The organism is Anaerolineales bacterium (assembly GCA_016928575.1).
GTDB lineage: Bacteria > Chloroflexota > Anaerolineae > Anaerolineales > RBG-16-64-43 > JAFGKK01.
On sequence record JAFGKK010000037.1, the window covers coordinates 50316 to 75788 of the forward strand.

The following is a 25473-nucleotide window of genomic DNA, read 5'->3' on the forward strand; positions in this document are numbered from 1 at the left end:
CGATAATTTCTCCCCTGTGAGTGAATCTCTACTCCGGCTCCGCGGCTCCTGCATGCCTTGAAGGCGTTCTTCAGCCATATCACCTGCCGTCCAACCCGCTCGGGCCAACCACCCGGCCCGAAAGCATAGCCGGGGGCGCCATTCGCACGACAGCCCGGTCAAGCGGTTTTCGACCCGTTGCCGGAATCATTCCGGGCAGGGGAGACCGCCTCACCCTGCCCGGATCACAATTCGCCGAGATGTCAGAAGCCCAATATTAAGCCGGTTGCTCCCCCGAGGCCCGCACCGGGATCTCGCGATAACCCATCGTCCAAGCGGTCGAGAGATAGGTCTCCTTCAATCCCCGCAGGAAGAGCATCGGGAACCCGACCACCAAAAAAAGAACCACGAAGCCCACGATCACTGCCGCAAGGATCGCCGTCAGGACCGAACCGGCCTTCAGGATCAGAAACAGCAGCGCACCTATGCCCAGTCCGAGAGCCAATCCCAACCCGAAGAGCAGGATCGCAACCGGGATCAGCGCCACGGCGAAAATGATCTGGACCGCGAGGAGCAGCAGCCAAAGCAGGAACACGTCCGCGAGATTCGCGCGGAGGACAGCCACGCCGTCGCGCAGGCTGTCGAGGACGCCCTTGCCTCCCAGGACGCATTCCCGGTAGAAGACTTCCCGCGCCATGGCCGCCAGAGCCGACGCCACGAGGACCGCGAAGAACAACAGCATCATCATTCCGGCGGTCATCACCGCGCCCGGGATCAGCGCCAATCCCCCGATCACGAGCGACAACAGCAACGGGGAAGCCGCGGCTGCCAACAGCAGTATCACGCCGACCGACATCGCCAGGAAGATCAGCAGGTCGATCAGAAACAGGCGGAAGGCCGGACGGGACCATCCCAGCCGGAACCCCGTCCGCCAATCCACCTTTTCCCCGCTGCCCTCATAGCGGTCGACCATCCGGATCAGCGCCGTCCGGCTGACATAGCTCACGACCGCGGCGACCACCAACCAGAGGAGCACCAAACAGATCAGCACGGCGGCCACGGTGAGAATCGTATCGACGATCTGCTTTTCCGTCGGCTTCCAGGCTTCGAACTCCCGCTCCAGTTCGTATACCGCCTCGCGGAGATCATCCGGAAGGTTCCGGATTTCCTCCGACGTCGTCGGCCGCCAGCTTTCCATTTCGGGGGTTATGCTTCCCCGAGTCCCACTGTTGCCGCCGTTGTAGGCCTCCACCGTGGTCAGCGCGATGAGAACACCGAAGACCCAGAGCGTCTTATACGACCAGAGTGTCCCCCAAGCCCGTTTGAGAATTTGGATGTGGTTCATTGCATACGCTCCCTTCTACACCGAGGAGATCCGGCGGTCTGCTGGCCGGCGCACCAGCCGGCGAACCATCCGGTGAACAACACACCGATCCCGATCATCAACATCATCAGGGCGGCCGCGTCCCAGATGCCCGGGGTCGGGATGGCCGACAGCGCAAACTCGCCGCCGGTTTCCGGGATCCGGCCTTGCCCAGCCGCCGACAGGGCGGCCTGCAATGCGTCGTTCAAATCCGGGATCCACTGCAGGATTTCGGCGACGATCGCCGCGGATTGGACGAAAGCCCACGCCAGAAAGAGGGCCACCGGCGGCGCCGTTATCCACATGGCGTGCGGGCGGCCAGCCAGCCGGGCCGCTGCCTTCCGCTGCAGCCGCAGGGCGATCTCGGACACAAAACGCTGTTCGCTTTTCCCTCCGGCCGGGGCCGGCGCCGATTTCAATAGCATGGAGAGCGCGCGCCGCCGCTCGAGTTCCGCGCGGCATTCCGGGCATGCCTTCACATGCTCCTCCGCCCGGCGCCTTTCCCCGTTGCCCAGCTCGCCGTCCAGGTACGCTTCCAGCAATTGACCGAGATGTCCGTTCATGCCGCCTCCGCTTCCGGCCGAAGCTTTTCCACCAGGATCGAACGCGCGTAATGCAGCCTCGACATCACCGTCCCGATCGGAATCTCGAGCGCTTCGGCGATCTCCCGGTAGGAACAGTCTTGGAATTCCTTCAGCACCAGCACCGCCCGGCTGGCCTCCGGAAGAGACATCACCGCCGCCCGCACCCTGCAGTCCCGTTCGCGTTTTTCGACGGCTTCCTCCACCCTTTCGGCGGAGGGCCGCTCGCCGGCGGCCATCAAGTCCCCTTCCGGTTTCCGGCGGCGCAGGGCATCCACCGCCGCATGGACGGATATCCGTAGTATCCAGGCCCGGAACGATCCGCCCGGGCGATAGCTTCCCAGTTTCTCCCAAGCCCTCAGAAACGCCGTTTGCGCGGCATCTTCAGCCAGCGGCAGGTCCCCGCACATCCGGTAAACCACGTTGATCGCCAGCGGGCGATAACGCCGGACGAGTTCGCCGAAAGCGTCGCGATCGCCGGCCTGGGCGTTCCGGATCAGCGCCAATTCGTCCGAGATTGCGTCGTCGAATTCCATCCGCGGCCTGCCGTCTCTTTCTATGTATTAAACGGAACCCGAGCCCGCTTTATTCGGCCCGGGATGAATCCGGTTTTTCCGGAACAACCCGCAGCCCCTCCCAACCGGTTAATCCCGATTGGGTGTACCCGCGGACGGAGATATAATCCGAAGCCCCCCCGGATGATGACCGCCGCCGGGATTGTACGGAACGGGGAAGAACAAACTCCCGGACGGGATTATAGCCAACGCATCCCGTCAAGATCGGACAACCGAAAAGACGAAGGAGATGCCGATATGCGAATCCCGATCCGACCATGCTTTTTCGTAATCCTCGCCGCGGTGTTAGTTGCCTGCGGCAAAGCATCGCCCGCCCCGGGCGCCGCTGTGACGGAACCGGTTTCGGACGAACCCCCTCCAGCGGCTTTGCCGCTGCCGAGCGACGCCTCGGCCGCCGTTCCGGATGAACCCACCCCCGAAATCACATACGGCTGGTCGACCACCGCTTCCACCCGCACCGAATTGAGTTTCGGGTTTCCCGGCGAGTGGGACGGGTCCTCGCCGCTGACCTTCGGCGAAGGGGAATTCGTAAAGGACCCCGATCAACCCATCGGCGTGACGTTCCGAATCGCCCTCTCGGGGGATCCGGCCGCCATGTTGGCCGATTGGGGCCGGGAATCCGTCGGCATCGTAGGTATCGTAACGTTTCTGCCCTCAACCACCGCCGACGCTGCCGCCGTGACGGTTGCCCGAATCACCGCCCCGACCAAGACCGGGGAAGGCGACGGGATCACCGCCCGGGTCGTGTATCTGCCGCGCGCCGGGGATGTCTTGGAGATTATGTGGTTTGCGCCCACGGACCAATGGGAAGACCTTCAGCCCGTCTTTCAGCAAGTCCTCGACAGCGTGGAAATCTGGCGGCGGTTCAACAGCCAAGAGACAGGCTTGCTCACGATGTACCTCCACGACTGGCTCGAGCCCCGGATGCCGCCGGAGGAACAGGGCTTGTGGTTCCAATCGGCGGACCAGCGCACCGGGTTGTTGATTTATGTGGAGAACGCCCTCGCCGATCCCGCCAAGAAGCTTGCGGAATGGGATGTGAGCCGGTTGTCCGCGCTCGGATTCGGGCAGTGCTCGATGGAACCCGGAGACCGCATGGGCGTGATGGGCGGCCAGTGGGAATCCCTCACCGGCGAATGCGTCGACGCCCAAGTGGGAAAAATCACCTATGAAGCGGCGTACGTGCCCAACAAGGACCGCGTATTGGAATTCATCACCTACGCCCCATCGGACGAATGGGCCGTGGCGAACCAAAAGGCCTTCAGCTGCCTGCTGGGGATGATGCTCGATATCCGCTGAAGCACGCGGAAGCCGCCGGCGGATTCCTCAAAAAACCCTCCAACGCCGCGCGGAGGGTTTTTTCGGGGCGGCCAACGATCCACATCCCAACCCGCAGGCCCCGTCAGGTTCAGTTTGGCACCTCCTCCGGCGGCTATTACATTAATCACGCTTGTTCTCCAGCAGGGTGCTGAGCGGCGGACTTGCGCGGACCTGCTACTCGGCTTCGCCGACAATCCGGCTATAGGTCATGCCCGGGTCACCCGCGGCGGGCATCCGACGCGCCGAAAGCCTCCGGGCCACGATCCTGTCCGCCCGCCCCATCGGATATCCGCCGAGATCCCGGATCCGAACCCAGCGCACCTGCGCCGCGCTGATCGGCCGCGGCCTGCCGCGCGGCGCGTCGCAGCGGAACACGTGCAAGGTGATGCGGAAGTGGCTGAAGGCGTGCTTCACCGCGAGCAGCTTCTCCCGCACGCGCACGGAGATTCCCAACTCTTCTTTTAATTCGCGCCGCAGGCAATCCGGCAGGGATTCGTTCCGTTCCGCCTTTCCGCCCGGGAATTCCCACATCCCGCCCAGAAGCTTGTCCTCGGGTCGTTGCGCAATCAAGATTCTCCCCGCGCGGCGGATAATCGCCGCGGCGACGTCGACGTGCGGGATGGGGCGGGAGCCGGCCCGGACCGGCAGGCGGTTTTCGATCCCCTGTTGGCGGGCTTTGCAATGGGAAGATACGGGACACTTCGCGCAGAGCGGTTTTCGCGGCAAGCAGACAAGCTGGCCGAGATCCATCAGCGCTTGAAAGAACGCGGCCGGCGCGGCCGAACCCCGCGCGTGCGCATACAGCGCCGCCAAATCCTTTTGCGAGCGCCCTTCACCGAGCCGGCGGCGATAGGCGAACAGGCGGGCCAGGATCCGTTGCGCGTTGGAGTCCAGCGCGGCGGCGGGTTCATCGCGGGCAAGCGAGGCGATAGCCGCGGCGGTATAGCGGCCGACGCCCGGAAGCGTTTCCCACTCGGCCGCCGTCCGGGGAAAGCGCCCTCCCCGAGTCTTGAGAATCAACACCGCCGCCCGGTGCAGATTCCTCGCGCGCGCGTAATACCCGAGCCCCTCCCAGGCTTTCAACACCTCTCGAGGGTTGCTTTGCGCAAGAGCCTTGACAGTCGGGAACGTCCGCACAAAGCGCCGGAAAAACGGGGCGGCCGTCTCGGTCCGCGTCTGTTGCAGCATGATTTCGCTGACCCAGATGCGGTACGGATCACGCGCCCACCGCCAGGGGAGAGCGCGGTCAAGGCGGCGCGACCAGGCGATCAGTTTTCCCGAGGAAGCAGGCATCGTGCCATTTCGTCGGCCGCCGCCGGGCACCTACCCGCCCGAGTCCGGCGCGGATCACCGATCCGGATTGGGCCGTGCGGATCGTGACGGGAATCGGCGGGAAGTCGGACGGCGCTATCCGCCGGATCAGGAATTCACGGGATGTGCTCGTAACAGCCGATGCTGGTTTCCGAGTTGATGATCGGGTCGCAACCGGGCGGGAGGTTAAAAATGTATTCTTGCCCCCCCTGTTCCTCAATGCGGATGTCGTTCCCCGCCCGCTCGATCGTCACATCTGTCGTGGCCCACGAATACATCCCGGGGGCTTCCCCATGCATCCACACCACCGACCCCTGGATGCCGATCAGAGTCAGCTTGAGAAGGATGAACTCGCTGGCGAACGTGCCCTTGACGAAGTTGCCGCAATGCTCTCCAATCACGCAATGCGGCTTCAGGTACAGCGTGACGAAATCCCCCCAGGCGTCGTCACAGGGGTGAGCCTGGTACGGGACGTTCGGCTGCGGGTCATCGGTGCATCCGGACCACGTTCCGTAGACGAACAACCAGGGGGAGAGGGTCGGGCTGGAAGTGAGGGTCGGGGTTTCCGTCGGCGGGACGGCCGTCGCCGTAACGGTCGGGGTGAGCGGGGTGAAGGTCGCCGTCGCCGCGGGAGACGTTGCGATCGGCGTTTCCTCCGCCGAATGGGGAGTCGTCGTTCGGGCGAGTTCGCCCGGCGTTAGCGAGGCCTGGGGGCCGCAGGCGAGTGCGGCGAGGAACAAAGCGAACGGGAAGGGGAGAAGCTGTTTGCGCAGTTCGGCCTGCTTCATGCGGCTTTCCTCCTTTTTTTGGATCGAAGGCTGGTGATTTTAACCGGGTTTTTTGAATCCGCCCCGCCGCGAAGGGGAAAAAGGGATTCCCGCTACCGTTTCCGATTGTATACGGGAACGGAGAAGGCGATCCCCGCGCCCCGGAGCCTGCATCCGCGCAAGCGGAGTATCCTCCGTCCGGCAACGGCGGTTTCTACGCCACCCGCACGTTCGAACCGGAGGGGGTCTTGGTGACCTCGATCCGGGCGGGGAACGAATCACGCAGTTCGTCGAGATGGGTGATAACGAGGATGCGGTCGAAATCGTTCTGAACGGATTGGATCGCGGCCACCAAGCGTTCGCGGCCGGCGGCATCCTGCGTACCGAAGCCCTCGTCGATGAAGAGGGCCCGCAGCTGTGCGCCGGCGCGCCGAGCCAGCAGCTTGGAGAGGGCGATCCGGACCGCGAAGTTGATCCGGAACGCCTCGCCGCCGGAATACATCTCGTAGGCGCGGGTGCCGAGCTCGTCCGAGATCTGCAATTCCAGCGTGTCGCGCGCATCGCCGGCTTTGGTCTCGCGCCGGGTTTCCATCCGCAGCCGCATCTGTCCGTTGCTCATTTCCGCCAGCAGGCGGTTGGCCTCCAGTTCGAGTTCGGGGACGACCGTCTCGATGACCATCGTCGGCACCCCGCGTTTGCCGAACGCGTCGCGCAGTTCCTCTTGGATCGAAAGCGCCCGGCGGAGGCCTTCCAACTCCATGCCTTCAGCCTCCCGCCGGCGGGCGATCTCTTCCAACGCGGCCAGGGTCTGGCGCGCCCCGCCCACGCGTTCGTCGGCAAGCCGTTTGGCCAAGCGGGCTTGCCCGAGCCGGCCGCGCAGGGCTTCGGTTTCGGTGAGGCCCTCTCCGGCGCCGCCCAGCTGTTTCCGCAGTTGGTTTAGCGAAGCATCTTCCTCCAAGTGTGTTTTGCGCCATCGCGCGACCCGCTCCTGGGCGGCGGGGAGCCGTGCCTGGGAATCCTTGGCCGCCTTCCAGGCGGCTTCCGCTTCCGCCAACCGGCGCTCCAGCGCAGGCAAATTCAACAGTGCGGTTTGCAGCGCCGCGGAATCCTTTTGCAGGGCGTCCAATTCGGCGGCAAGGTCCTTCAGCCGCGCCGCGTTGGATTTGTATTTCCCCCGGCGGGATTCGATCTCCCGCAACAGCTCCTCGATCACGCGTTTGCGGTGGGCGGGGGTGAGCGGTTGGCCGCAGGTCGGGCATTCGGGTGCGGTGGCGGTTTCCAGCGCCTCCAGGCGCTTCTTCAGGGGTTCGGTCTGCGGGGCCAGGGCGTCGTTTTCGCCGCGCACGGTCCCCATCAGGCCGCTGAGTTCGCGGATCTGGGTTTGGATTTTTTCCCGTTCCGACTGCCGGAGGGCAAGGGCTTCCCGTTCGGCGCGGATTTCCGCGGTCCGCCGCTCGAGCGCCGCGGCGTCGGCGCCCCGCGCGAGCGACTCCAGATCCGCGCGCGCTTCCGCCAATTCGCGCTCGGCCGCCAGGCGGCGTTTCGCGGTTTCCTCCGCCAGGCGCTCGAGGTCTGCGCGCGCGGCGCGCCGCTGTTCGACCGCAGACCAAGCCCGCTCCAGCTCGGCCAGGCTCTTCCCCTCGGCTTCGGCCTTCTTCCCGGCTTCTGATAATTGGAGTTCGTATTCCTCCCGGCGGGCAAGCTCCCGCTCCATCTCGGCCCGACGGGATTCGATCCGGTCGATCTGCTCGCGGCTCCGGCGGATTTTCTCCTTGACTCGATCCTCATACCGCTCCCAAACGTCCAATCCGAGGATCGCGGCAAGGATCTGGACCCGTTGGAACGGCGGCTTGGCGGTGAATTCGTCGGCCCGGCCCTGGGAAAGCAGTGCGGAATTCAGAAAGGTGTCGTAATCCAGCCGCAGGAGGCGGTCGATGCGATCCTGCGTTGCGCGCATCGTGGGCTCGGACAGCCCCCGCCAAGCGTTCGTTTCCGGATCCCAGACCTGGAATTCGAGCAGCGACTGCGCGGTCTTCTTTTCGATGCTGCGCTGGCGGATCACCAGGTGGCGCGCGCCGGCCATTTCGAATTCCAGCGCCACCCGCGTTTCGCGCAGGTTTTGATGGATCAGATCGTCGGCCGAAGCCGAACGGGCTTTGCCCCACAGCGCCCAAGTGATCGCATCCAGCAGCGAGGATTTCCCCGCCCCGTTCTCCCCCGAGATGCAGGCGACATGGATTCCCTCCAGGTTGAGCGGATCGGGATCGCGATAGGCCAGAAAGTTGTGGAGTTCGAGCTTGACCGGAATCATGTGAATCGATCGCAGGTTCCCGTTTGAAACGAGACCATAGACCATGGACCATAGACGACAGCCGTTGGTTGGGCATTGCTTGCCGGTTCTCGGATCATGCGCTTCATCGAAACAAGGTCATGATGGTTTCGGATCAGAGCCATCAATGACCAATCCTCGACCATGGTCCATGGTCCATCGTCGGGGCTGCAGTGGGCCATCGCCGGGTCTGCGGCGGTCCACGGCCTATGGCCCATCGTCGGCTTCCTCCCGCATCAATTCCTCGGCCGCCTGCAGGAGCTCGCGTTTGCGCTCCTCGTCGACGTTCTTGGTTTCGAAGTAGCGCTTCAGCAGCTCGAGCGGCGAAAGCGATTCGGCGCTCTCGGCGCCCAGGCGGGCGCGGGCGGTTTCGCGCACCTCCTGTTGGATGCTGAGGTGCGAAGCCTCCTCGGCCGCCTTCTGCACCGCGCGCTCGTCGAGCAGTCCGGCCTGGTCGGCCGGCATCGACACGATTACGCGCACGACCGCCTGCTCCATGCCCGGCTTGTGAAGCCGGACCGCCTCCAGCACCGCCGGGGTGGGCTGCTCCCCGGCGCGGATTTCGACCCGGATGGTTTGAAACGGACGCGCGCGGACGGGGATGAACTCCACCGCGGCTTTCCCGCGCTCGATCTCCGCGAAGCAGAACCCCTTCGGCTCGTTTTCCTCCCCGAAATCGATCCGCTCGAGCGAACCGGCGTAAACCACCGGAGGGGCGCCCGCGATCCCGCGGGTGAGGTTTTGATGCTTGTGGATGTGCCCGAGCGCGACGTAATCCCAGGCGCCGTCCGCCACGGCGCTCTGCAGCACCGCCACGTCCCCGCCGAGCATCACCGTCCGCTCGGATCCGAACACCGATCCGGAAACGGTGAAATGCCCAGCCAGCACCCGCGGCGCGGCCTGTCCGCCGGCCTGCTCCGCGAACTCCCGGAGATAGTGCGCCACGGCGTCGCGCAGCGCTTGTTCGAGTTCCGGCAAGGATTTGCCCTTGTAGTCATCGTCGAGGAGCAGGCGGTTGCGGGAAGGGTAAGGCATCCAGGCCAGGAAGACCGGACCGGCGCCCGTCTGGACCAGACGCGCCTCGGGTTTGTTGCCGACGATCACGTTGGGGATGTCCAGCACTTGGTAAATATCGAGGCTGGTGGCTTTGGAAGCCGTCCCGGGCAGGTCGTGGTTGCCCACCAACAGCAGCGTCGGAATTTTTTCAGACAGCCGCTTTATCCGGCGGGCGAATTCGCGCTGCTGGGTGGGGGACGGGTCGCGGGTTTTGAATGCGTCCCCGGCGAAAACCGCCAGGTCGGCCTTGTGCGAAAGCGCGTAGTCGATGACTTCGTCCAGCCGGTCGAGGAAATCCCGCACCCGCGAGGAGGTGCCGGTGGCGGGGTCTAATTTTCCGTAATTTTCCATCCCCACGTGCAGATCGGCGAAGTGGATAAGGCGGACGGGCGGCATATAGGAATTGTAACCCAACCAGCCTCGGCATCCGTGAAAATTCATCCGCCGGCCGCGGAGCGGCCGTCTGCGCGGTCGGACGGATCAGACAACCCGGCGGACGGCCGGGGGCGCGGCCGTTCGGCGGATAGGGCATCCCTCGGGATGCCGAGCGCCCGCGGACGGCAGTCGGGGCTGGGGCCGGGATGGATTTCTGATCGGCGCGTCTTTCGCCCCGCAACAGCCCGTGCGGGCGCCGCGGCGCGGCAAGGAAAGGACAGCAATGCAGGCCTGAATACCCCGAGGGGGGGCTTGAAAACAAGGCCGGGCTAGTATACGAACACGATTTCGCGCGGCGTCCCGTATCCGCCGTTCCCGGTCTTCTCCGCCCAGAGGATCTCCGATTTCCATTTCGGATACCCGGTATTGAACCGCACGAGGAACAACATTCCATCGTCCAAAAAGCTCGGCTCCCCCCAGACGGAATACCCGTTCTCATCGGCGATGCCTTCGATCGGAACGGCGTCCGGCGGCTCCCATTCCGCCGCCGGATCCTTCCTCGATGCGCACAGCAGCTGTGTGTTGGCGTCGTCGCCGCGGCGGTTGAAGCAGAAAAGGGTTTCCCGATCGTTTATCCAGGGCTGGGTTTCGTGGAGGTCGCTTTGAAAAATCCCCGGCATCCGCTCCGGCTCGGCCCACCGGCGCGGGCCGGTGCTTTCCGCCCAGTACAAGGTCCCGTTTCCGTCCAGGAATTCGCTCCAGAAATACAGGTTGCCGCTCGGCACAAGATGGAAATCCATGAACCCGGTGCCGGCATAGTCCCCCAATGATCCGGGGAGCCGCTCCGGCATCCCCCACGGGTCTTCCGGAGAATTCCGGCTGGAGATGAAGCTTCCCGAAAACGACGGATCCGCCACCGATTCCCGGGTGAAGATCAGAAGGGTCCGGCGGTCGTTGATCCACGGACTGCTCTCCATATGTTCCGTATTAATTTCCGGTCCAAGGTTGCGCGGCTCTCCCCAGGTTCCTTCGGGGTTCCGCAGGCTGACGTACAAATCGGTGTTCCACCAATATTCGCCTTCTTGCGCCCGGTGTCCGGTCAGATGCGGAGTGACGGGTTTGGCGTTCAGATCCTGCTCCAAGATCTGCAGCGTGGAAACAACGCTGTGCAGGAAGTAAAGCGCCGATCCGTCCGGAACGGCGAACGCCGAATCTATGTATCCGGCGGGGAACGGCTGAAGCGGAGATCCCGAAAACAGCGAACAACCCATCACCAACAATGCGAGGACCGTCGGCAGATGCCGCGCCCGGATCGGCCGCGGCAAGGGCGGAGGATCTTCCGCGGACTGCCCGGAACCGCCAGAGGCTCTTGGGACGGCAAACACAATCTCCCCTCCCGGCGCCGTATGCGCACGGATACATCTCGGGATCGATGAGGCGATCACCTGCGTCAATCTTTTCGCCGCCCGGCCCTCCGCTCGATTCGGGATCCATCCCGAGCGCCCGAGGAGAATCCGAGGCATCGCATTGCCGGGTTGAATCTCGGCGCACCCGTCGGAGAACGCTTTACACGCCGTCGGTTCCCCTCTGCGCCTGCAACGGCCCAATACTTTGGCGGGCCGAAAGAAACCTCCGCTCCTGCGGTTGGGTCGGGAAAGGACAGCCGGGCATCTCCCGTCCGGCGGCCCTACCCTGCCCGGGCGAGCGTCTTTCCGGCCGACCGCCGATGCAGGATCCAAGACAAGGCAAACAAAAGCGCCACCGGAACATACAAGCTGCGCATGCCGAACGCCATCGAGCCGTATTCGAGCACCGACCCAACAGCGGATCCGAGCAGGTTCGAACTGAAAGCGACGGTGATATCCGGGGCGTCGCGGAGGAGGAGCGAGAACGCCGCGCTCGCGAAGAAGACCGGCAATCCGGTCAACAGGACGGCCGCCGCAAGTTTTATCCCGAACGGGCAGGCCAGGAAGGCGCTCAGCGGGACGATCAACTGGGCGGCCGTCCCGACCAAGGCGCCGGCAAGCAGGATGTCCGCCGTCAGCCGGGGGAACGCGGCCACCAATCGGTTGGCCAGCAGGACCATCAGCAGGACCGCCGAAACGGCGATCGCGTTGACGATCCAGGTCGAGCCGAACAGCAAAGCCAACTCGGTGATGATCCGCACCTCGACCAGCATAAAGGCGGCTCCGAGCAGAAGGAAGACGAGGTTGATCGTGCGGACGGTCGGGTAAACCTTGCGCGCGCCCAGGACGGCCAACAGAATGATCATGGCCATGGCGAGAAGGTAGGGGGTGGGGATCCCACGGCTTTGAAGATAGAGGTAAGGCCAATCGTCGTTCGCCGGCTCCACGGTTCCGCCGCTTGGAGCGATCTGCATCGTGCAGGCGCTGTCCGCGCACAGCGAGGCCGTGTCGGCCGAGGCAAGGCCGGGGCCGGCCAGGAAGAGGATCCATGCGGTATCGGCGATCGAAATCATCAGGGGCGGTTCGCCGAACACCGCCGCCAACGAATTGGCGAGGCGCTCGCGGATCCACTCCCGCTCCACGTCGAAGGTGACCGCCAGCAAACCGTCCGGCGCGAGATGCCGGCTGGCAGATCGGATGCTTTCCACCGTATAGAGGAAGTTGTCCAGCCGGATGCTTCCCATGCCCGAAAGCAATGTTTGGGAATCGACGATGCCGAAGACGATTAAATCGTACCGCCCGTCCGTGCGCTCCAAGAACGAGCGGGCGTCGTCAAGGTGCACGCGCACCGCGCCGGAGTCGTACGGCCGTTCGGGATGCTTCTCGCGGCCGAGGCGGTAAATCGCCGGATCGATCTCCACCGCCTCGACGCTCGCCGCGCCGCAGCGCAGGGCGGCGGCCACGTCGTTCCCCATCCCCGAACCGATGACCAACACGCTTTGCGGATCGCCCGGCTGGTAGGGCAGCTCATACAGCAGCCGGTACTTCTCGAGCAGGGACGCGTACGCGGGCTGGGAAGCGATGAATTCGGGCGATAAATTCAACGCAAACATGTGGCCGATCTGATTAACGTACAGATCGTATCCGAACCGTTCCGGATCGTCCACCTGTCTTCCGTCCACCGAAAACGGAACGACGTCGATTTTGTAGTACGGCGACCAAACGGACGACCGGGCGCAGGCCGCCAAGGCGACGATGACGAGCAGGAAAGGCGCCGCGGCGGAGGCGGCAAGCCGTACGGAAGACCGGACAAGCCACAGCACGGGGGGAAGAGCCGCCGCAAACCAGATCCACGGCGAAGACGCTCCATACGATACCGCCGTGAACAGGACAATTCCGGCCAAACTGCCGAGGATGTTAACCAGGTAGGCGGTCAGGGGAGGAAAACCGATCATCAATCGGCCGGCGAGCTGACCCATCGGGATGAAGAGCAACAGGGTCAGGACCGAGAAATATCCCAGGATCAACGCAAACACGACAGTGGAAATCCACGAAGGCAGAGCCGCCGCCCGCCAAAAAAACTCCGAACTGTCCGGAACAACGATGGAGCGGAAGCCCGTCAGATGACTGACGGCGAGCACCACGGGGACGTACAGCAGAAGCAGGGGGCCGAAATACGCCAGGTAGTTGCGGGTTCGCTTGGCCAGCGCGTACCCCAGGGCCAGACCGAGAAACGCGGCGATCAGGGCGACGTTCTTGAAGTAGGAGAAAAGGCGGATTTCGGCTGCCAGCCAGCGTACGACGAGCATCTCAAAATACAGTCCGAGCAGGCTGGCCAGGAAGAGATCCGCATACCGCCGCGGATCCGGCCGGGAGACGGGCCCGTCGCTCGCGTCCGATGACGCGTTTATGGCACCCATACGTATGTCCTTTCCCTCGCAAGGGATTGCCGAAACGGATTCTACCAAAATGGAGCAAAACGGCTTCCGGGCCAAGAGCCGATTCTCCGTTCCATCGATGCGCGAGTGAAACGGCCGAGGAAAGGGGAAGCCGGGGACGCGCGAAAACATTTCCTCCCCATGATCGCCGCGGTTCAAACGCGGAATCGCGTTGGGACGAAACCGCTTAACAGGAAGCGTCTTCGGCATTCCCAAGCGGTTCATCCGCTTCCGTCCTTCAGCGGAATTGGTCGCGCTCCGTTGCCCGCAAAAAACACGCCGCCGACGCTGTTCCCGACCTTCACCTTACAACCAACAAGGATTCGGCCAGGTCAGCAGAAAGCTCAGCCATACCGGGCGATCCTTCCGCGCCGAAAATCTCCCCAAGGAAAATGGGGGGGGACTGACACCCCATGAGTTATCTGCGGGCTCCCAACCCGTCGGGCCGGCTGCAAGCGCCCTCTGCATTCGGCCCCGGTAATCCGGCGGCCAGGCAGGTTCACCCAAGTTGCGGCGGCCGCAGCCGGGCGTGCAGATCCCGCACCAGCATCATCCCGGCGCCGCCCAGGGCAAGGACAGCCAGGATGTACCCGATCAGGGGCGCGATCACAACCGCCAGGCGCCATCCTTCCGGTTCGGCCTTTCCCGACGCCAGCCCGGTGGCGACCGCCAAGCCCTGACTCCCCAGAAGCAAAACCGCCCCCAGCGCGAGTGACCCGCCGAGAAAGCGGCGTCGCAGACGAGCCCGCCATCCCGCCCAGCATAGGAGCAATCCGCCGACCAGCACGAGCGGGAAAAATTCAGCCGGCATGAGGAAATCCAACATGAACGATCCTCCCCGGATCAACCGTATCCCGGTGAACAGGATCGGCAACAATAGGGGAAGCCACACAAGAATCGTCCCGACAAGCGCCAGAAGTTTGGTAAACCAGCCGCGTTTATTCATGGAAGCCCTCGCCGGCGTCGGGCGCTCCCTTCGCACCAGACGCTTTTCGAACAGAGTCACCTGCTTGCCGCCGCCGTACGGTTCAAGAGTCCCCACTTCTACAAAGCCGCGGTTGCGGTGGAATCGGAGAGACACCGGATTCGGAGGACGCGAATCCACCTCGCAGACGATCACCTCCACGCCGCCGTCTTCGGCAAAGGAGAACAGGTCTTCGTAGAACTTTTCCGCCATCCCTTCTCCGCGGCGGCTTATCCGCACTACGATCCGGTCGATATAAAGAAAGCCGGAATACCTTGCGGAAAACCACAAATAGTTCGGGCTGTCGTATTCGGCGCCCTCGCGGAAGCCCAGCAGGAAAGCCGCAATCCGTCCGTCCCCCTCCATCACCTTTGCGTACGCCGCTTTTCCGTGCAACTGCGACAGCCGCTCCGGCGTCAACGGACTTAAAAACCGAACGGAATCGGAGTTTAATTCGAGGATCGTCGGATAGTCCGCCGCTTGCATATCGCGAATCGAAAAAAAATTTTCCATCATCGCCTTTGAGCGCCGGATCCAGGCGGAGGCGCAGCCCCGCACGCCGCACTCGTCATCCGGAAGAGGTTATTCCAATTTCCCAAAGTGGCAACTTCCTTCCAGGAGCGGCGTCCCATACCGTGCAATCCCGCCGCTCCGCCTCCGCGCCGAAGGCCGCCCCGGCAGGGAGTGAATGCGCCCACCGTGGATCAAGCGCGGATTGAAAGCCTGAGAAAATCCCGGATTCTTGCGAACCGCAACGCTGTGCGCAGCGCCGGTGGAAACGCCTTCAACGCGGTCTGCGGGCCGATGAATTTCGGATCCGCGAGTGCATATTCCCGGTTCTTCCAAACCAGAGAACATCCGCCCCTGGCCAGCACGTTGGCCGCCCAATCCACCTTCCGCCCGTAGGTGAGTGCGAAGACAAAGCCGCCTTCCGCCGGTTCGGCGATGATCGGAATGCGGTGCCGTTTTCCCGTTTTCCGGCCTTTGTGGGTGAGGATCGCGAAGTGTCCGAAGGATTTCCCGGCGATTCGGATCATCAGCTTGTTGGTGTAACGCTTGTTCATCACCCGTACCCGATCGAGGATCGCCTGTTTCAGGGCCATGCGCCACCTTGCTTGAATTTTCCTTTCCGCCGGCGCCTCCGCCATTCTTCCACTTTGCACGAATCCGCGGCCGGATCGACACGGCGGCGCATACAGTGTCGGTCATAACCTCCCCTTTGGCAAGCCCGCCGCGGAACGACGTATCGTATAATGAAGCGCCGGCCTGATTGCGCGGCGGACGCTTATCCCGAACCATGTCGCGGAAAAGCATGACCTTTCTCTTCTATGGGGCGATCGCCCTAGTGGTGGTTTCGAACGTCGCCTATCACCTGTTCCAGAAGGCCACCCCGGCGGACGCCAATCCCCTGCTTGCCCTGGTCGTAACGTACGGGATCGCGCTGCTCGCGTGCCTGGTCCTGCTTCCGTTCTTCCCCTCCGCGGAAGGCTGGAGCGCCTCCCTCACGAAAATCAACTGGGCGAGCATCGGGCTTGGGCTTGCGGTGGTGGGTTTGGAGCTGGGGTTCCTGGCCGCGTACCGCGCCGGATGGCCGATCAGCCTGGCGGGATTGGTGGCCAACGTACTGGTCGGGATGCTGCTGCTGCCGGTGGGATTGATCCTCCTGCGCGAGAAGGTTTCTTGGATCAACCTGCTGGGAATCGCGGTCTGCCTGATTGGGATCGTCCTCGTCAACTTCAAGCCGGTGAAGTAATCCCCCCCGCGGTGAACCCGCTTCGCGCGGACGCCCGAAGGCGCCCGCCGGACCGTCACCCTTCCGCGATACGGATCAATTCCTCCGCCAGCTTCCGCGGCTGGTCGAAGAAGAGATCATGCGCGGAATCATCGAACCAGATCAGCCTTTTCCCCTGCGGCGCCCGCAGGGCTTCATAGTAAGCCCGCACCAGTTCGGAGGGAGCGTTGTAATCGTATCGGCTCTCCAAAAAATACACCGGTACGCCGACCTCGGGAGTGCTTTGCGCGAAATTCATACTCCCCGACCCGCTATACATGCCGACCGGAGGGTTCGCAGGACCAAAAGGCTCCTTTCGGCGGAATCCCGGGCATGTAAGGCGGTCAGGGAAAAACAGCTCAACCGCTTTACCAAACGGCTATCGGATGAGGAAGACGGCCTCCTTGGTCCCCGCTGGGCTGCCTCGGATTCAACCACCGCCTCTGGTCATATCGGAACCGCCAGCCCCAACCGGAACGCAGCCGGCAGGATGTATTCCGGAGCTGCGCATCGGGCCGTGCACAAAGGAAAACCCCGCGACCGGCGCCGTGCAGGAACTTTTTCCCTTCGGGACTCTGCGTTTGTTCGCCGGGCTTCCTCCCCCTTTGCGCCCGCGGCCCTCCGACCGTCAATCCACCTGCATCAGGAGAACGCCCACCGCAAAGATGACGACCGCCAAAATCCGGAGGATCCAATAAATCCGTTTGCGAAACTGTCCGGCCTTGATGAATTCCTCATCCCGATCGATGTCGCCCGCCACCCATAATCCGGTGATCATCTCCACGTTGCTGAAGGAAACGAAAAAGAGGATCACGCCGAGAATCACCGCAATCATCGCAACGGTTTCAAGAAGAGACACAGCCGCCTCCCAAAAGAAAAGCCCTTCGGGTTCGAAAAGCCGCGGCGCGATCGCACCGCAAAAGGATTATACCGAATTCGTCCGTCTTTCCCGCCGGGTCTTTCTTCATAAAGCCGTCAACCGTCTCCGGCGCTTGCAAACGCATATCCTGTGCGCCCCCGTCCGCGGGACGGCTCGAGCATCAGCTCGTCTCGCAAATCCTCTTAAGTTCGCGGGCTTCCAATTCGAATTGCCGGGTAAGGTCTTCCGCCATCGATTTTTGCAGAAAAAAACCGAGGATATTCATGGGGAATTTCCAGCGGATGTCCGCGTCCACGGAATAAAGCGTGTTTCCGTTTTGCTCATCCAGAGAAAACAGAACGTCTAACTCGTGGATTTTGCTCACCAAGTGAAATCCGATTTCCCGATTCCATTCGAACCGGGTGATCGTCCCGCGCATTTCCAGCCGTTGGCCGTCTTCTTCGAGGATTTCGGCGAAAGTGGTTCCGATCCGCTCCGCCGTCTCGGCAAAGATCTCCCCGCCCTGCACATTCTTTTGCCATTGCATGGCCCTTTCAGGATTCTCGATCCAGGAAAACACAACCTCCGGGGGTCGAAAAATTTTAATCGAATACGAGATCTTCATTTTAGAAATAATTATCCTAGTCCGGCTGCCGGCAGGATGTATCGGCGCCGGGGCCTATCCGTAGCTTGGGTAGATCGGATCGTACATCTGAGAGCGGATATGCGCGGGAAGGTCCGCCGGCCGCGGAACGGCGGCCAAGCCCTGCCGGTAGGCGGTTTCGGCCGCCGCGGTTGCGATTTCCGCCGCCACCGCGCGGATCCGTTCCAGGCGCGGATACACGCTTCCCTGCGCCAGGTCGCTTTCCGAGACCTCGCGCGCCAGCGCCTTGGCGGCCGCGAGGAACATCTCGTCGGTGACCCGGGTGATCCCGCAAGCGACGATGGCCAGGCCGACCCCCGGAAAGATGTAGGCGTTGTTGCCCTGGCCCGGGACGATTTCTTTACCTCCGACGGTTTGCGGCGCGGACGGGCTTCCGGAGGCGAAGATCGCCCGCCCCTCCGTCGCGGCGTAAGCTTCCTCGGCGGTGCATTCCTGCTTCGAGGTGGGATTGGAAAGCGCGAACACGATTGGCCGCTCGTGGTTGCGGGCCATCGCCTCGAGCACCGGCCGCGGGAACATCCCGCGCTTGCCGGCGGCCCCCACGATCGCGGTCGGGCGCAGCGCTTCGACGGCCGAGAGCAGGTCCGGGAGAAACGGATGGTCGTGCGCGTAGCGCCGCTTGTCTTCGTTAAGGTCGGTCCGGCCGCGCACGACCAGGCCCTTGGAATCCACGAACCAGCAGCGCCGCCGCGCTTCCTCCAAGGAAAGCCCCTCCTCCGCCAGGGCGGCGGCCGTCATGTCGCCGATGCCGATGCCGGCTTCCCCCGCGCCGAGGAAGACGATCGTTTGGTCGGCCAGCCTGCCGCCGGTGATCCTCAACGCCGCGCACAGCCCCGCCAACGCCACCGCCCCCGTTCCCTGGATGTCGTCGTTGAACAGGCACAGCCGGCCGCGGTAGGCGCGCAGCAGGCGGAAGGCGTTCAGGTTCCCGAAATCCTCCATCTGCACCAGCACCCCCGGAAAGCGCTCCACCGCCGCGGCGATGAACTCCTCGAAGAATTCATCGTAGGCGGCGCCGCGGATCCTGCGCTGTGGGAGGCCGATATAAAGAGGGTCCCGCAAAAGGGTTTCGTTCTCGGTGCCCACGTCGAGCGTTACCGGCAGGCACTGCGACGGAGGAATTCCCGCCAGGGCGGTGTAGAGCGCCAGCTTGCCGATCGGGATGCCCATGCCGTTCGCCCCCAGATCGCCCAGCCCCAGGATGCGCTCGCCGTCGGTGACCACGATCACCCGTACCCCGTCGGTCGGCCAGTGGCTAAGCAGCTGCGCCTGTCGGCCGCGGTCGGCATACGAGAGGAACATCCCCCGCGGCCGGCGGAAGATGTGCCCGTATTCCTGGCAGGCTTGGCCGACGGTGGGCGTGTAGACGATCGGAAGCAATTCCGCCAGATGATCGACCAGGACGCGGTAGAACAGCGTCTCGTTGCGGTCGAGCAACCCCATCAGAAAGATGTATTTTTCCAGGTCGTTGGGTTTGCGAAGCAGGTTTTCCAGTACGCGCAGGGTCTGTTGCTGCAGCGTGGTTACTCGGGGCGGCAACAGGCCGCGCAATCCGAGCGCATCGCGTTCCGTCTCGGTGAAGGCGGTTCCCTTGTTGCGGGCCGGATCGTGGACCCACACCAATTTGTCGGGAGGGGGGGCGGATTGTCTCATGACGGGTTCACCTTTCCCGGCGTGAAATAGGATTAATCGGCCAAGCCGTCGGGCGCACGCCTCCCTGCTTATTTTAACCGATGCGCGTCCGCTGGGCCGTGGTTAATCCGCTTGGAACGCTTTCGCCTCCCGGACGACGGGGGCGGACATGCCGTCGTTCCAAACAAGGTATTTCGTCGGCTGTTCGGCGTTCACCGTTAAAACCCGGTGCTCGCCCTTAGAATTGATCGCGTGAATCGCTACAACTTCGCAAAAGCCGGTTTTCAATCCGGAGAGGTCTTCCGCGGCTTTTTGGACCGCATCCCGCAGGGAATAGCCCAGCTCTAGATAGAGGACGACAGCCCGCGCCGTCCCCGCGCGGATGGTCATCTCCCCCGCCCCGGTGCAGGCGCATGCGCCGTAGCGGCTGTCCGTATAACTTCCCGCGCCGATGATCGGGCTGTCGCCCAGCCGGCCGGGATATTTCCACGGCCAACCGGCCGTGCTGGCCGCGGAGCAGATCCTCCCCGCATGGTCGATGCACAAATACACCGTGGTGTCGAATAAGCTCCCCGGGTCCCTGCCGACCGATGCGACCTCGAGTAGATTGATCTCCGGAAACCGCTTTCGCTGCTCCTCCGTCAGGATATCCTTCAATCGGCTCCTCCACGATTCCGCCGAATAATCCGTTTCGTTGACGGAGCTTTCCGCCCCGATCTCCCTGGCGAACCTTTCTGCGCCCTTCCCGACCAGAATCTCATGGTCCAGCCGCCGCATGACCTCATAGGCCACCTCGACGGGGTGCTTGTATCCGCGCAGGGCGCCCACCGCCCCGCTGCGGCGCGTATCCCCGTCCATGACGGCCGCATCCAACTCCAACTCGCCCAGCAGATTCGGCCGCGAGGCGAGGCCGACGGTGTGGATTTCCGGATCAGCTTCAACCAGTTTGATTCCCTCGACGATCGCCCGCAAGCCGGAAGATTTGGCCTTGAGCATCTCGACGGCCTTGGGAACGCCGGACCGCCCTTCGTAATTGGCGAGCAGCAACATTCGTTCCATCCTTTCCGCAAGCCGCAAATGCTTTGCGGCTCCGCCAAGTAGTCCAAATGGAAGGTTAAACCGTTCCGAAATAAGTTCGCGGAGCGCGGCGGTCGTTCCCTGCGGTCCGCATCCCGCCCCGACGCTACCGCTTTCGATTCTTTCCGGGACTCGGCGGTTTCTTCCGCCCGCGGCGCCGTGTCGCCTGCCGGGCCTTTGCGGACTTGCCAAGGAGGAGGATTGCGCGGCCGGCCACGACTATCACCCCCGCCGCTTGCATCTCCTCCAGCGCTTTCAGAGAATCATCCGGTTGGATGTTCACCCCTCGGCACGCGTCTTCGATCACCCGCGTGCGGAAGCCAAGCTGGACGGCGTCGAGCGCGGTGGATTTCACGCAGTAGTCAGTGGCCAGCCCGGCGATGTAGATTTCCTCGACGCCCTTCTCACGCAGGTAGTCCGCCAGCCCGGTGGAATGCTTGTGGTCCGCGTCCAGAAACCCGCTATAGCTGTCGATTTCCGGATCGGTCCCCTTTTGAAACACCCGCGCGATGCGGGTCCGCTCCAACCCGGGAGCCAGTTCCGCACCCGCCGTGCCCTGCACGCAGTGGTCCGGCCACAGCGTCTGCGGCGCACCGCGGATCTCGATCACCTCGTAGACCGGCTTTCCGTGCGTGCTGGCAAAGCTCGCGTGCCCGCGCGGGTGCCAGTCCTGGGTCGCCACGACCAGGTCGAATTCCTTCTGCAGCCGATTGGCGATCGGGATCACCGCGTCTCCCTCCGGCACCGCCAGCGCGCCCCCGGGGCAAAAATCATTTTGAATGTCGACCAATATCAACGCCTTCATGATTTCCCTCCTTTACAGGCCGCCGAATATTTCAGCCCCGCAGGTGAATTTTCTCTTAAGCCCGGGTATTTATCTCCATGCGGGAGTTGCTTCTTGGGCGGAGAATGAATCCCCCCCGTTTAGCGTTCTGTGATCTTCGCTAAACGGGAGAGGACGGAGGAGAGGGCTCCCCCTCATCCGGTTTCCGTTTCGCGTTCTTGAGCGCCAGGGTGATCTTCTTTCGGTACAGGCCGATCTCCAGCCCGACCGGATACAAATGCGGGTAGATAAAGCGCTTGATCGCCGGCGGAAAGTGCGCCAGGTTGTCCACCGTCGCGCGGCGGATCTCCTCGAGCGGCGGCGTCGGGTACACCGTCTTCCCGCCGCGCATCACCGGGATGAGCAGATCCTCGTGTTCGGCGTCCGCCGCGACCGTCTCCTTGTGGGCCGGGTCGGAGGTGTCGACGATGATGCAATCGCCGGCCGGCCGCGCCCCGTCTTCGAGGATCGCGTCGGCGATGTTCATCCCGCCGCGCCGGAACCGCCGCACCTGCAGAAATCCCGGTGTTGAGGTCTTCACCCCGTGATCCGAGACTTTCATCTTGTATTCCCACTCCCCGTCGTCGCCCATCAACGCCGAGAGCTTGTACACCCCGCCCAGCGCCGGCTGGTCGAAGGCGGTCACGAGTTTGGTCCCCACGCCCCACAGGTCGATTTTCGCGCCCTGGTGTTTGAGGCTTTCGATGATGTACTCGTCCATTTCGTTTGAGGCGACGATCTTGGCGTCAGGGAATCCCGCCTCGTCGAGGATCCGCCGCGATTCGACCGAGAGCGCCGCCAGATCCCCCGAATCCAGTCGGATTCCGGTCATCTCCGAGCCGCGCGCTCGCAGGCCATTGGCCGTCTCGGCCGCGATCCGCACACCTTGCAGGGTCTGGTAGGTATCCACCAGGAAGATGCAATTATCGGGCATGATCCGCGCGTACTCCTCGAACGCCTCCCGCTCCGTCGGAAAGGCCATCACCCAGCTGTGCGAATGAGTCCCCGCCACCGGAATGCCGAACAGTTTCCCGGCCAGCACGTTCGAAGTGGCACTGCACCCGCCGATGTAGGCCGCGCGGCTCGCCGCGAGGCCTCCGTCGAACCCCTGCGCCCGCCGGAGCCCGAACTCGAGCACCGGCGCCCCTTCCGCCGCGAAGGATACCCGCGCCGCCTTGGTCGCGATCAGCGATTGGAAATTGAGGATGTTGAGGAGCACCGTCTCAAGCAACTGGCACTCCAGCAGCGGCCCGCGGATGCGCAGCATCGGCTCCTGCGGGAACATCACCGTCCCTTCCGGCACCGCGTCGACGTCGCAGCGCAGCCGAAGATTTCCCAGGTATCGAAGGAATTCCTTCTCCAGCAGCGGCTTTCCCGTCCGGTCGGGGATCCCGGCCAGATAGTCCAGATCGGAGTCGTCGAATCCGAAGTTTTCCAGGTATTCCATCGTGTGGGCCAGACCGCAGGCGATCGTGTATCCGCCGTTGAACGGATTCTGCCGGAAGGACACGTGGAACACCGCCTCGCGGTCCGCCATCCCGGCCTTCCAATAGCCGTAGGCCATGGTGATCTCGTAGAAGTCCGTCAGCAGGGCGAGCGAATCGCGGTAGGTTTTCTTTATCGCATCCATGATGGTTCCAGCTCCCGGGGCGGATGATCCGTTCGCATTGTAGCAAAAACGCCCTTCCCCTGTTTGGAGAGCTTTATTTCAGGGAAGGGAAAACGGGTATATCATCCGGGAAGGCCGAACCACGGGAGGTCTCTGGATGATCCCATCGCGAAAAACCCATACTCTCCTCGCCGCCGCCGTCCTGCTGTTTGCCTGCGCGCTTCCCGGACGCGGGTACCGATCTGCGGCGACCGGACCGGCTCTCGGGGAAAGCGCGGCGCCCGAGGCATCGGAGGCCGCGTCGCCGGATTCCGGTGCCGCGGAGTATCTCGCCCGCATCGCCGAACTCGGGTACGGAAAATATCTGGCTGAATCCGACGAGCGCCGCAGCCATTCCGTCGAATCCGGATGGGATGTCTACCGCTACGATCCCGCGGACTGCCGCTGCCTTCTGGGCGGCGAGTATTTCATCGCCGCCCGCAAGGGAAGCGAGGAAACCAATACGGTCATCTGGTTGGAAGGCGGCGGCGCCTGTTTTCCCGGCCGCGACGAATGCATCAAGAACGCCGAGCGTTCCTTTCTCCGGCTGAGCCGCGGCCTGGCAACCGCCGACCGCAGCAATCCGGTGAGGGATTGGAACTACCTCTACGTCCCCTACTGCGATGGCAGCCTCCACCTCGGCGACGCCGACGCAGATTACGACGGCGACGGCGCGGCCGACCACTGGCATTGGGGGTTGAAAAACACCTCGGCCGCCGTCCGCCTGATGCGGGAGCTTTTCCCGCATTCCCGGGAGATCCTTGTCGCCGGCTGCAGCGCCGGAGGATACGGCACGCTGGGAACCGCGCCGATGGTCCGCCTGCAGTTTCCCCAAGCCGACATGTTTGTTTTCAACGAATCGGGCTTGGGCTTGCAGAATCCCTCGATCACGGCGATGTACCGGGCGGCGTATCAAACCTGGAACATCGTGCCGCTGATCCCTGCCGAGTGTCCGCAGTGTTCGGAGCAACTGGCTTTCATGAACGCCTGGATGCTGGGGCTGGATCGGCGCCTGGCGGTGGGCGTGTTTTCCTCGTATGGCGATGCGGTGTTCACCGAAAATTGGGCGATGCGGCCCGAGGATTACCGAGCGCTGCTGTTGGAAACCACCGGCCAAATCCATTCGGCTTTCCCCGCCGCCTTTCAACGCTACCTTGTCGACGGCGACGCCCATTGTGTCGGCGATTACAGCTACTCGGTCGGCGGGGTTTCCATTTGGGAATGGATCGAATACATGCTCTCGAAGGATTGGCGATGGGGGGAAGTGCTGGAATGAGCGCCACAGACGGGCGCGCGGTGGCGGCGAAATCGATTTTCGAAACCGACCGAGCCGCCTGCCGTTCTGCGATCGGCGGTGGTCGATTGTCGGCAAGTTTGCTTCCGCGAATGAACCAGCGCATCGACCGCCGCTCTTTCCAAATTCCCGCGCCGCCGATTGTGGAACAGGGCGGCCTTCAGCAGCCAGGCCGTCTGGTTGTGCAGCGGGCTTTCCCACCAGTGATTGGGGATGAACTCCGGCAATACGACCGTCGCCAGCCAGCCGTCGTTGTGCTCGCGGTCGGTTTTTTCATGGTCGGTCAACTCGCGCAATGCGGCGCGCAGGATTCCCAGCATCCCCAGCCGTATCCGGGGTACTCGCACCAGCAGCCGTCGGTGCAGCACCTGTTGTTGTACGGCCACTCCGCGTGATGGGTCTCCCCCGCCGGGCACAGCGGCATCCCGATCCACAGTTCGCGCATAAAGAATCCGCACGAGTTATGCGTCAACGTCACGATCCATGTCCCGCTCGGCCCGGGGAAGTTGACGAACGCGCAATCCACCCGGTTGGGGTCCTTCGAGGATACCGGGCATTCGGCCGTGATCGGCGTCGCTCCCTCCGTCGCCTGCATCAACACCCCAGTGTATCCGGCATGCAGGAACGGCACGTCGTTGACGATACTCAGGTGCAGATCCGTCGTCGGCACCTGCGCGAACCAGTAGTTGACCTTGGCGTTGTCGAACGAATACGGCTCCTCCGAATAGCAAACCTCTTCGGCCGGTTCGAGCGGCGGATTATTAATCACAAGGACGTCTTCACCGTATATGTACACCCCTTCGCAGGCGTCGATTTGTGCATAGAGAGCGCCGACTACAAAATATCGGATATGCCCCTCTAAGTAGGGCAATGGGCAACGAATTGTCGGCCAACTAGACGAGCAATTGAATGTTTCCGGTTCCTTGTCAGGGTCATCTTCGTCCCACCCATATGTCACCCATTGGTCAGTCCTCATGTCGTCTTGGCCGATGTATACTTTCTCACCCTCTCCCATACCTTCGGTCCAAAAATAGTATGTATCCGGAAGCGTAAAGACAACTTCGCCATCCATCGGTCCCTCCCCTGTCAATTGAGGGGCGACGATGATTACCTGAATTTCATCCTCAGAGAGGAGATCAAAGCGGCGGAACCCTTTAGAACCTTACCAATCAAATCTTTGCAGAAAAAGCAAAGAAATTCAAGATGGCTGAAGGGCATTGGAAAGATAGGGGATACAAAAA

Annotated in this window: 23 protein-coding genes; 3 read left to right on the plus strand and 20 right to left on the minus strand. The window is 63.0% G+C overall.

The window, feature by feature from the left end:
* Positions 1–256: 256 nt before the first annotated feature.
* From JW929_05220 to JW929_05230, 3 genes are read right to left on the minus strand one after another with little or no spacing between them, the layout of a single operon-like run.
* Positions 257–1324 (minus strand): hypothetical protein, encoded by a 1068-nt coding sequence (locus JW929_05220; protein ID MBN1438794.1) that lies wholly within the window; start codon positions 1322–1324, stop codon positions 257–259.
* Positions 1321–1905: a zf-HC2 domain-containing protein gene (locus JW929_05225; protein ID MBN1438795.1), complete on the minus strand. Its 585-nt coding sequence runs from the start codon at positions 1903–1905 to the stop codon at positions 1321–1323. The genes JW929_05220 and JW929_05225 overlap by 4 nt, the downstream gene beginning before the upstream one ends.
* Positions 1902–2459, minus strand: coding sequence for a sigma-70 family RNA polymerase sigma factor (locus JW929_05230; GenBank protein MBN1438796.1), 558 nt, complete (start codon positions 2457–2459; stop codon positions 1902–1904). Before JW929_05230 ends, JW929_05225 begins: the two co-directional genes overlap by 4 nt.
* Positions 2460–2735: 276 nt before the next feature.
* Here JW929_05230 and JW929_05235 point away from each other — a divergent pair, with 276 nt between their 5' ends.
* Positions 2736–3797, plus strand: coding sequence for a hypothetical protein (locus JW929_05235; protein MBN1438797.1), 1062 nt, complete (start codon positions 2736–2738; stop codon positions 3795–3797).
* A 195-nt stretch (positions 3798–3992) separates the two neighbouring features.
* Here the strand turns inward: JW929_05235 and mutY are convergent, their stop codons facing one another.
* The 8 genes from mutY to JW929_05275 all read right to left on the minus strand — a co-directional run bounded on the left by mutY (position 3993) and on the right by JW929_05275 (position 15567).
* Positions 3993–5111, minus strand: a complete 1119-nt coding sequence (mutY, locus tag JW929_05240; GenBank protein ID MBN1438798.1) for an A/G-specific adenine glycosylase — start codon at positions 5109–5111, stop codon at positions 3993–3995.
* A gap of 134 nt (positions 5112–5245) precedes the next feature.
* Positions 5246–5917 (minus strand): hypothetical protein, encoded by a 672-nt coding sequence (locus JW929_05245; protein MBN1438799.1) that lies wholly within the window; start codon positions 5915–5917, stop codon positions 5246–5248.
* A 193-nt stretch (positions 5918–6110) separates the two neighbouring features.
* The gene (locus JW929_05250) at positions 6111–8207 is read right to left on the minus strand and encodes an SMC family ATPase (protein MBN1438800.1); all 2097 of its coding nucleotides are present in this window, start codon (positions 8205–8207) and stop codon (positions 6111–6113) included.
* A gap of 225 nt (positions 8208–8432) precedes the next feature.
* Positions 8433–9677 carry an exonuclease SbcCD subunit D gene (locus tag JW929_05255; GenBank protein ID MBN1438801.1) on the minus strand — a complete coding sequence of 415 codons (1245 nt, stop codon included), beginning with the start codon at positions 9675–9677 and terminating at the stop codon, positions 8433–8435.
* Between the two features lie 308 nt (positions 9678–9985).
* Entirely contained in the window at positions 9986–10981 is a 996-nt protein-coding gene (locus JW929_05260) for a hypothetical protein (GenBank protein ID MBN1438802.1), read from the minus strand.
* Positions 10982–11343: 362 nt separating this feature from the next.
* Positions 11344–13482: a hypothetical protein gene (locus JW929_05265; GenBank protein MBN1438803.1), complete on the minus strand. Its 2139-nt coding sequence runs from the start codon at positions 13480–13482 to the stop codon at positions 11344–11346.
* A 517-nt stretch (positions 13483–13999) separates the two neighbouring features.
* Positions 14000–14977, minus strand: coding sequence for a GNAT family N-acetyltransferase (locus JW929_05270; protein MBN1438804.1), 978 nt, complete (start codon positions 14975–14977; stop codon positions 14000–14002).
* A gap of 191 nt (positions 14978–15168) precedes the next feature.
* Positions 15169–15567: a hypothetical protein gene (locus JW929_05275; GenBank protein ID MBN1438805.1), complete on the minus strand. Its 399-nt coding sequence runs from the start codon at positions 15565–15567 to the stop codon at positions 15169–15171.
* A gap of 209 nt (positions 15568–15776) precedes the next feature.
* On the opposite strand from JW929_05275, the gene JW929_05280 reads away from it, so the two are divergent.
* Complete coding sequence (locus tag JW929_05280) at positions 15777–16217, plus strand: EamA family transporter (GenBank protein ID MBN1438806.1); 441 nt, start codon at positions 15777–15779, stop codon at positions 16215–16217.
* A gap of 55 nt (positions 16218–16272) precedes the next feature.
* Here JW929_05280 and JW929_05285 read toward each other — a convergent pair whose 3' ends face one another.
* The 7 genes from JW929_05285 to JW929_05315 form a co-directional block, all read right to left on the minus strand.
* Positions 16273–16494, minus strand: a complete 222-nt coding sequence (locus JW929_05285; GenBank protein ID MBN1438807.1) for an alpha/beta hydrolase — start codon at positions 16492–16494, stop codon at positions 16273–16275.
* Positions 16495–16863: 369 nt separating this feature from the next.
* Positions 16864–17094 carry a hypothetical protein gene (locus tag JW929_05290; protein ID MBN1438808.1) on the minus strand — a complete coding sequence of 77 codons (231 nt, stop codon included), beginning with the start codon at positions 17092–17094 and terminating at the stop codon, positions 16864–16866.
* A gap of 181 nt (positions 17095–17275) precedes the next feature.
* On the minus strand, positions 17276–17719 hold the full coding sequence (locus JW929_05295; GenBank protein ID MBN1438809.1) for an SRPBCC family protein: 444 nt from the start codon (positions 17717–17719) through the stop codon (positions 17276–17278).
* Positions 17720–17773: 54 nt separating this feature from the next.
* Positions 17774–19411, minus strand: coding sequence for an NAD-dependent malic enzyme (locus JW929_05300; GenBank protein ID MBN1438810.1), 1638 nt, complete (start codon positions 19409–19411; stop codon positions 17774–17776).
* Between the two features lie 102 nt (positions 19412–19513).
* Positions 19514–20449, minus strand: a complete 936-nt coding sequence (locus tag JW929_05305) for an isoaspartyl peptidase/L-asparaginase (protein ID MBN1438811.1) — start codon at positions 20447–20449, stop codon at positions 19514–19516.
* A gap of 124 nt (positions 20450–20573) precedes the next feature.
* Positions 20574–21272, minus strand: coding sequence for a bifunctional nicotinamidase/pyrazinamidase (gene pncA, locus JW929_05310; GenBank protein MBN1438812.1), 699 nt, complete (start codon positions 21270–21272; stop codon positions 20574–20576).
* 139 nt (positions 21273–21411) lie between these two features.
* The gene (locus tag JW929_05315) at positions 21412–22920 is read right to left on the minus strand and encodes a nicotinate phosphoribosyltransferase (protein MBN1438813.1); all 1509 of its coding nucleotides are present in this window, start codon (positions 22918–22920) and stop codon (positions 21412–21414) included.
* A 136-nt stretch (positions 22921–23056) separates the two neighbouring features.
* On the opposite strand from JW929_05315, the gene JW929_05320 reads away from it, so the two are divergent.
* Positions 23057–24214 carry a hypothetical protein gene (locus JW929_05320; protein ID MBN1438814.1) on the plus strand — a complete coding sequence of 386 codons (1158 nt, stop codon included), beginning with the start codon at positions 23057–23059 and terminating at the stop codon, positions 24212–24214.
* On the opposite strand, the gene JW929_05325 is transcribed toward JW929_05320, so the two are convergent.
* Both JW929_05325 and JW929_05330 read right to left on the minus strand, forming a co-directional pair.
* Positions 24130–24552, minus strand: coding sequence for a hypothetical protein (locus JW929_05325; GenBank protein MBN1438815.1), 423 nt, complete (start codon positions 24550–24552; stop codon positions 24130–24132). The genes JW929_05320 and JW929_05325 overlap by 85 nt on opposite strands.
* A complete protein-coding gene (locus JW929_05330) occupies positions 24516–25001 on the minus strand; it encodes a hypothetical protein (GenBank protein ID MBN1438816.1) in 486 nt (161 codons plus the stop codon). The genes JW929_05325 and JW929_05330 overlap by 37 nt, the downstream gene beginning before the upstream one ends.
* Positions 25002–25473 lie beyond the last annotated feature (472 nt).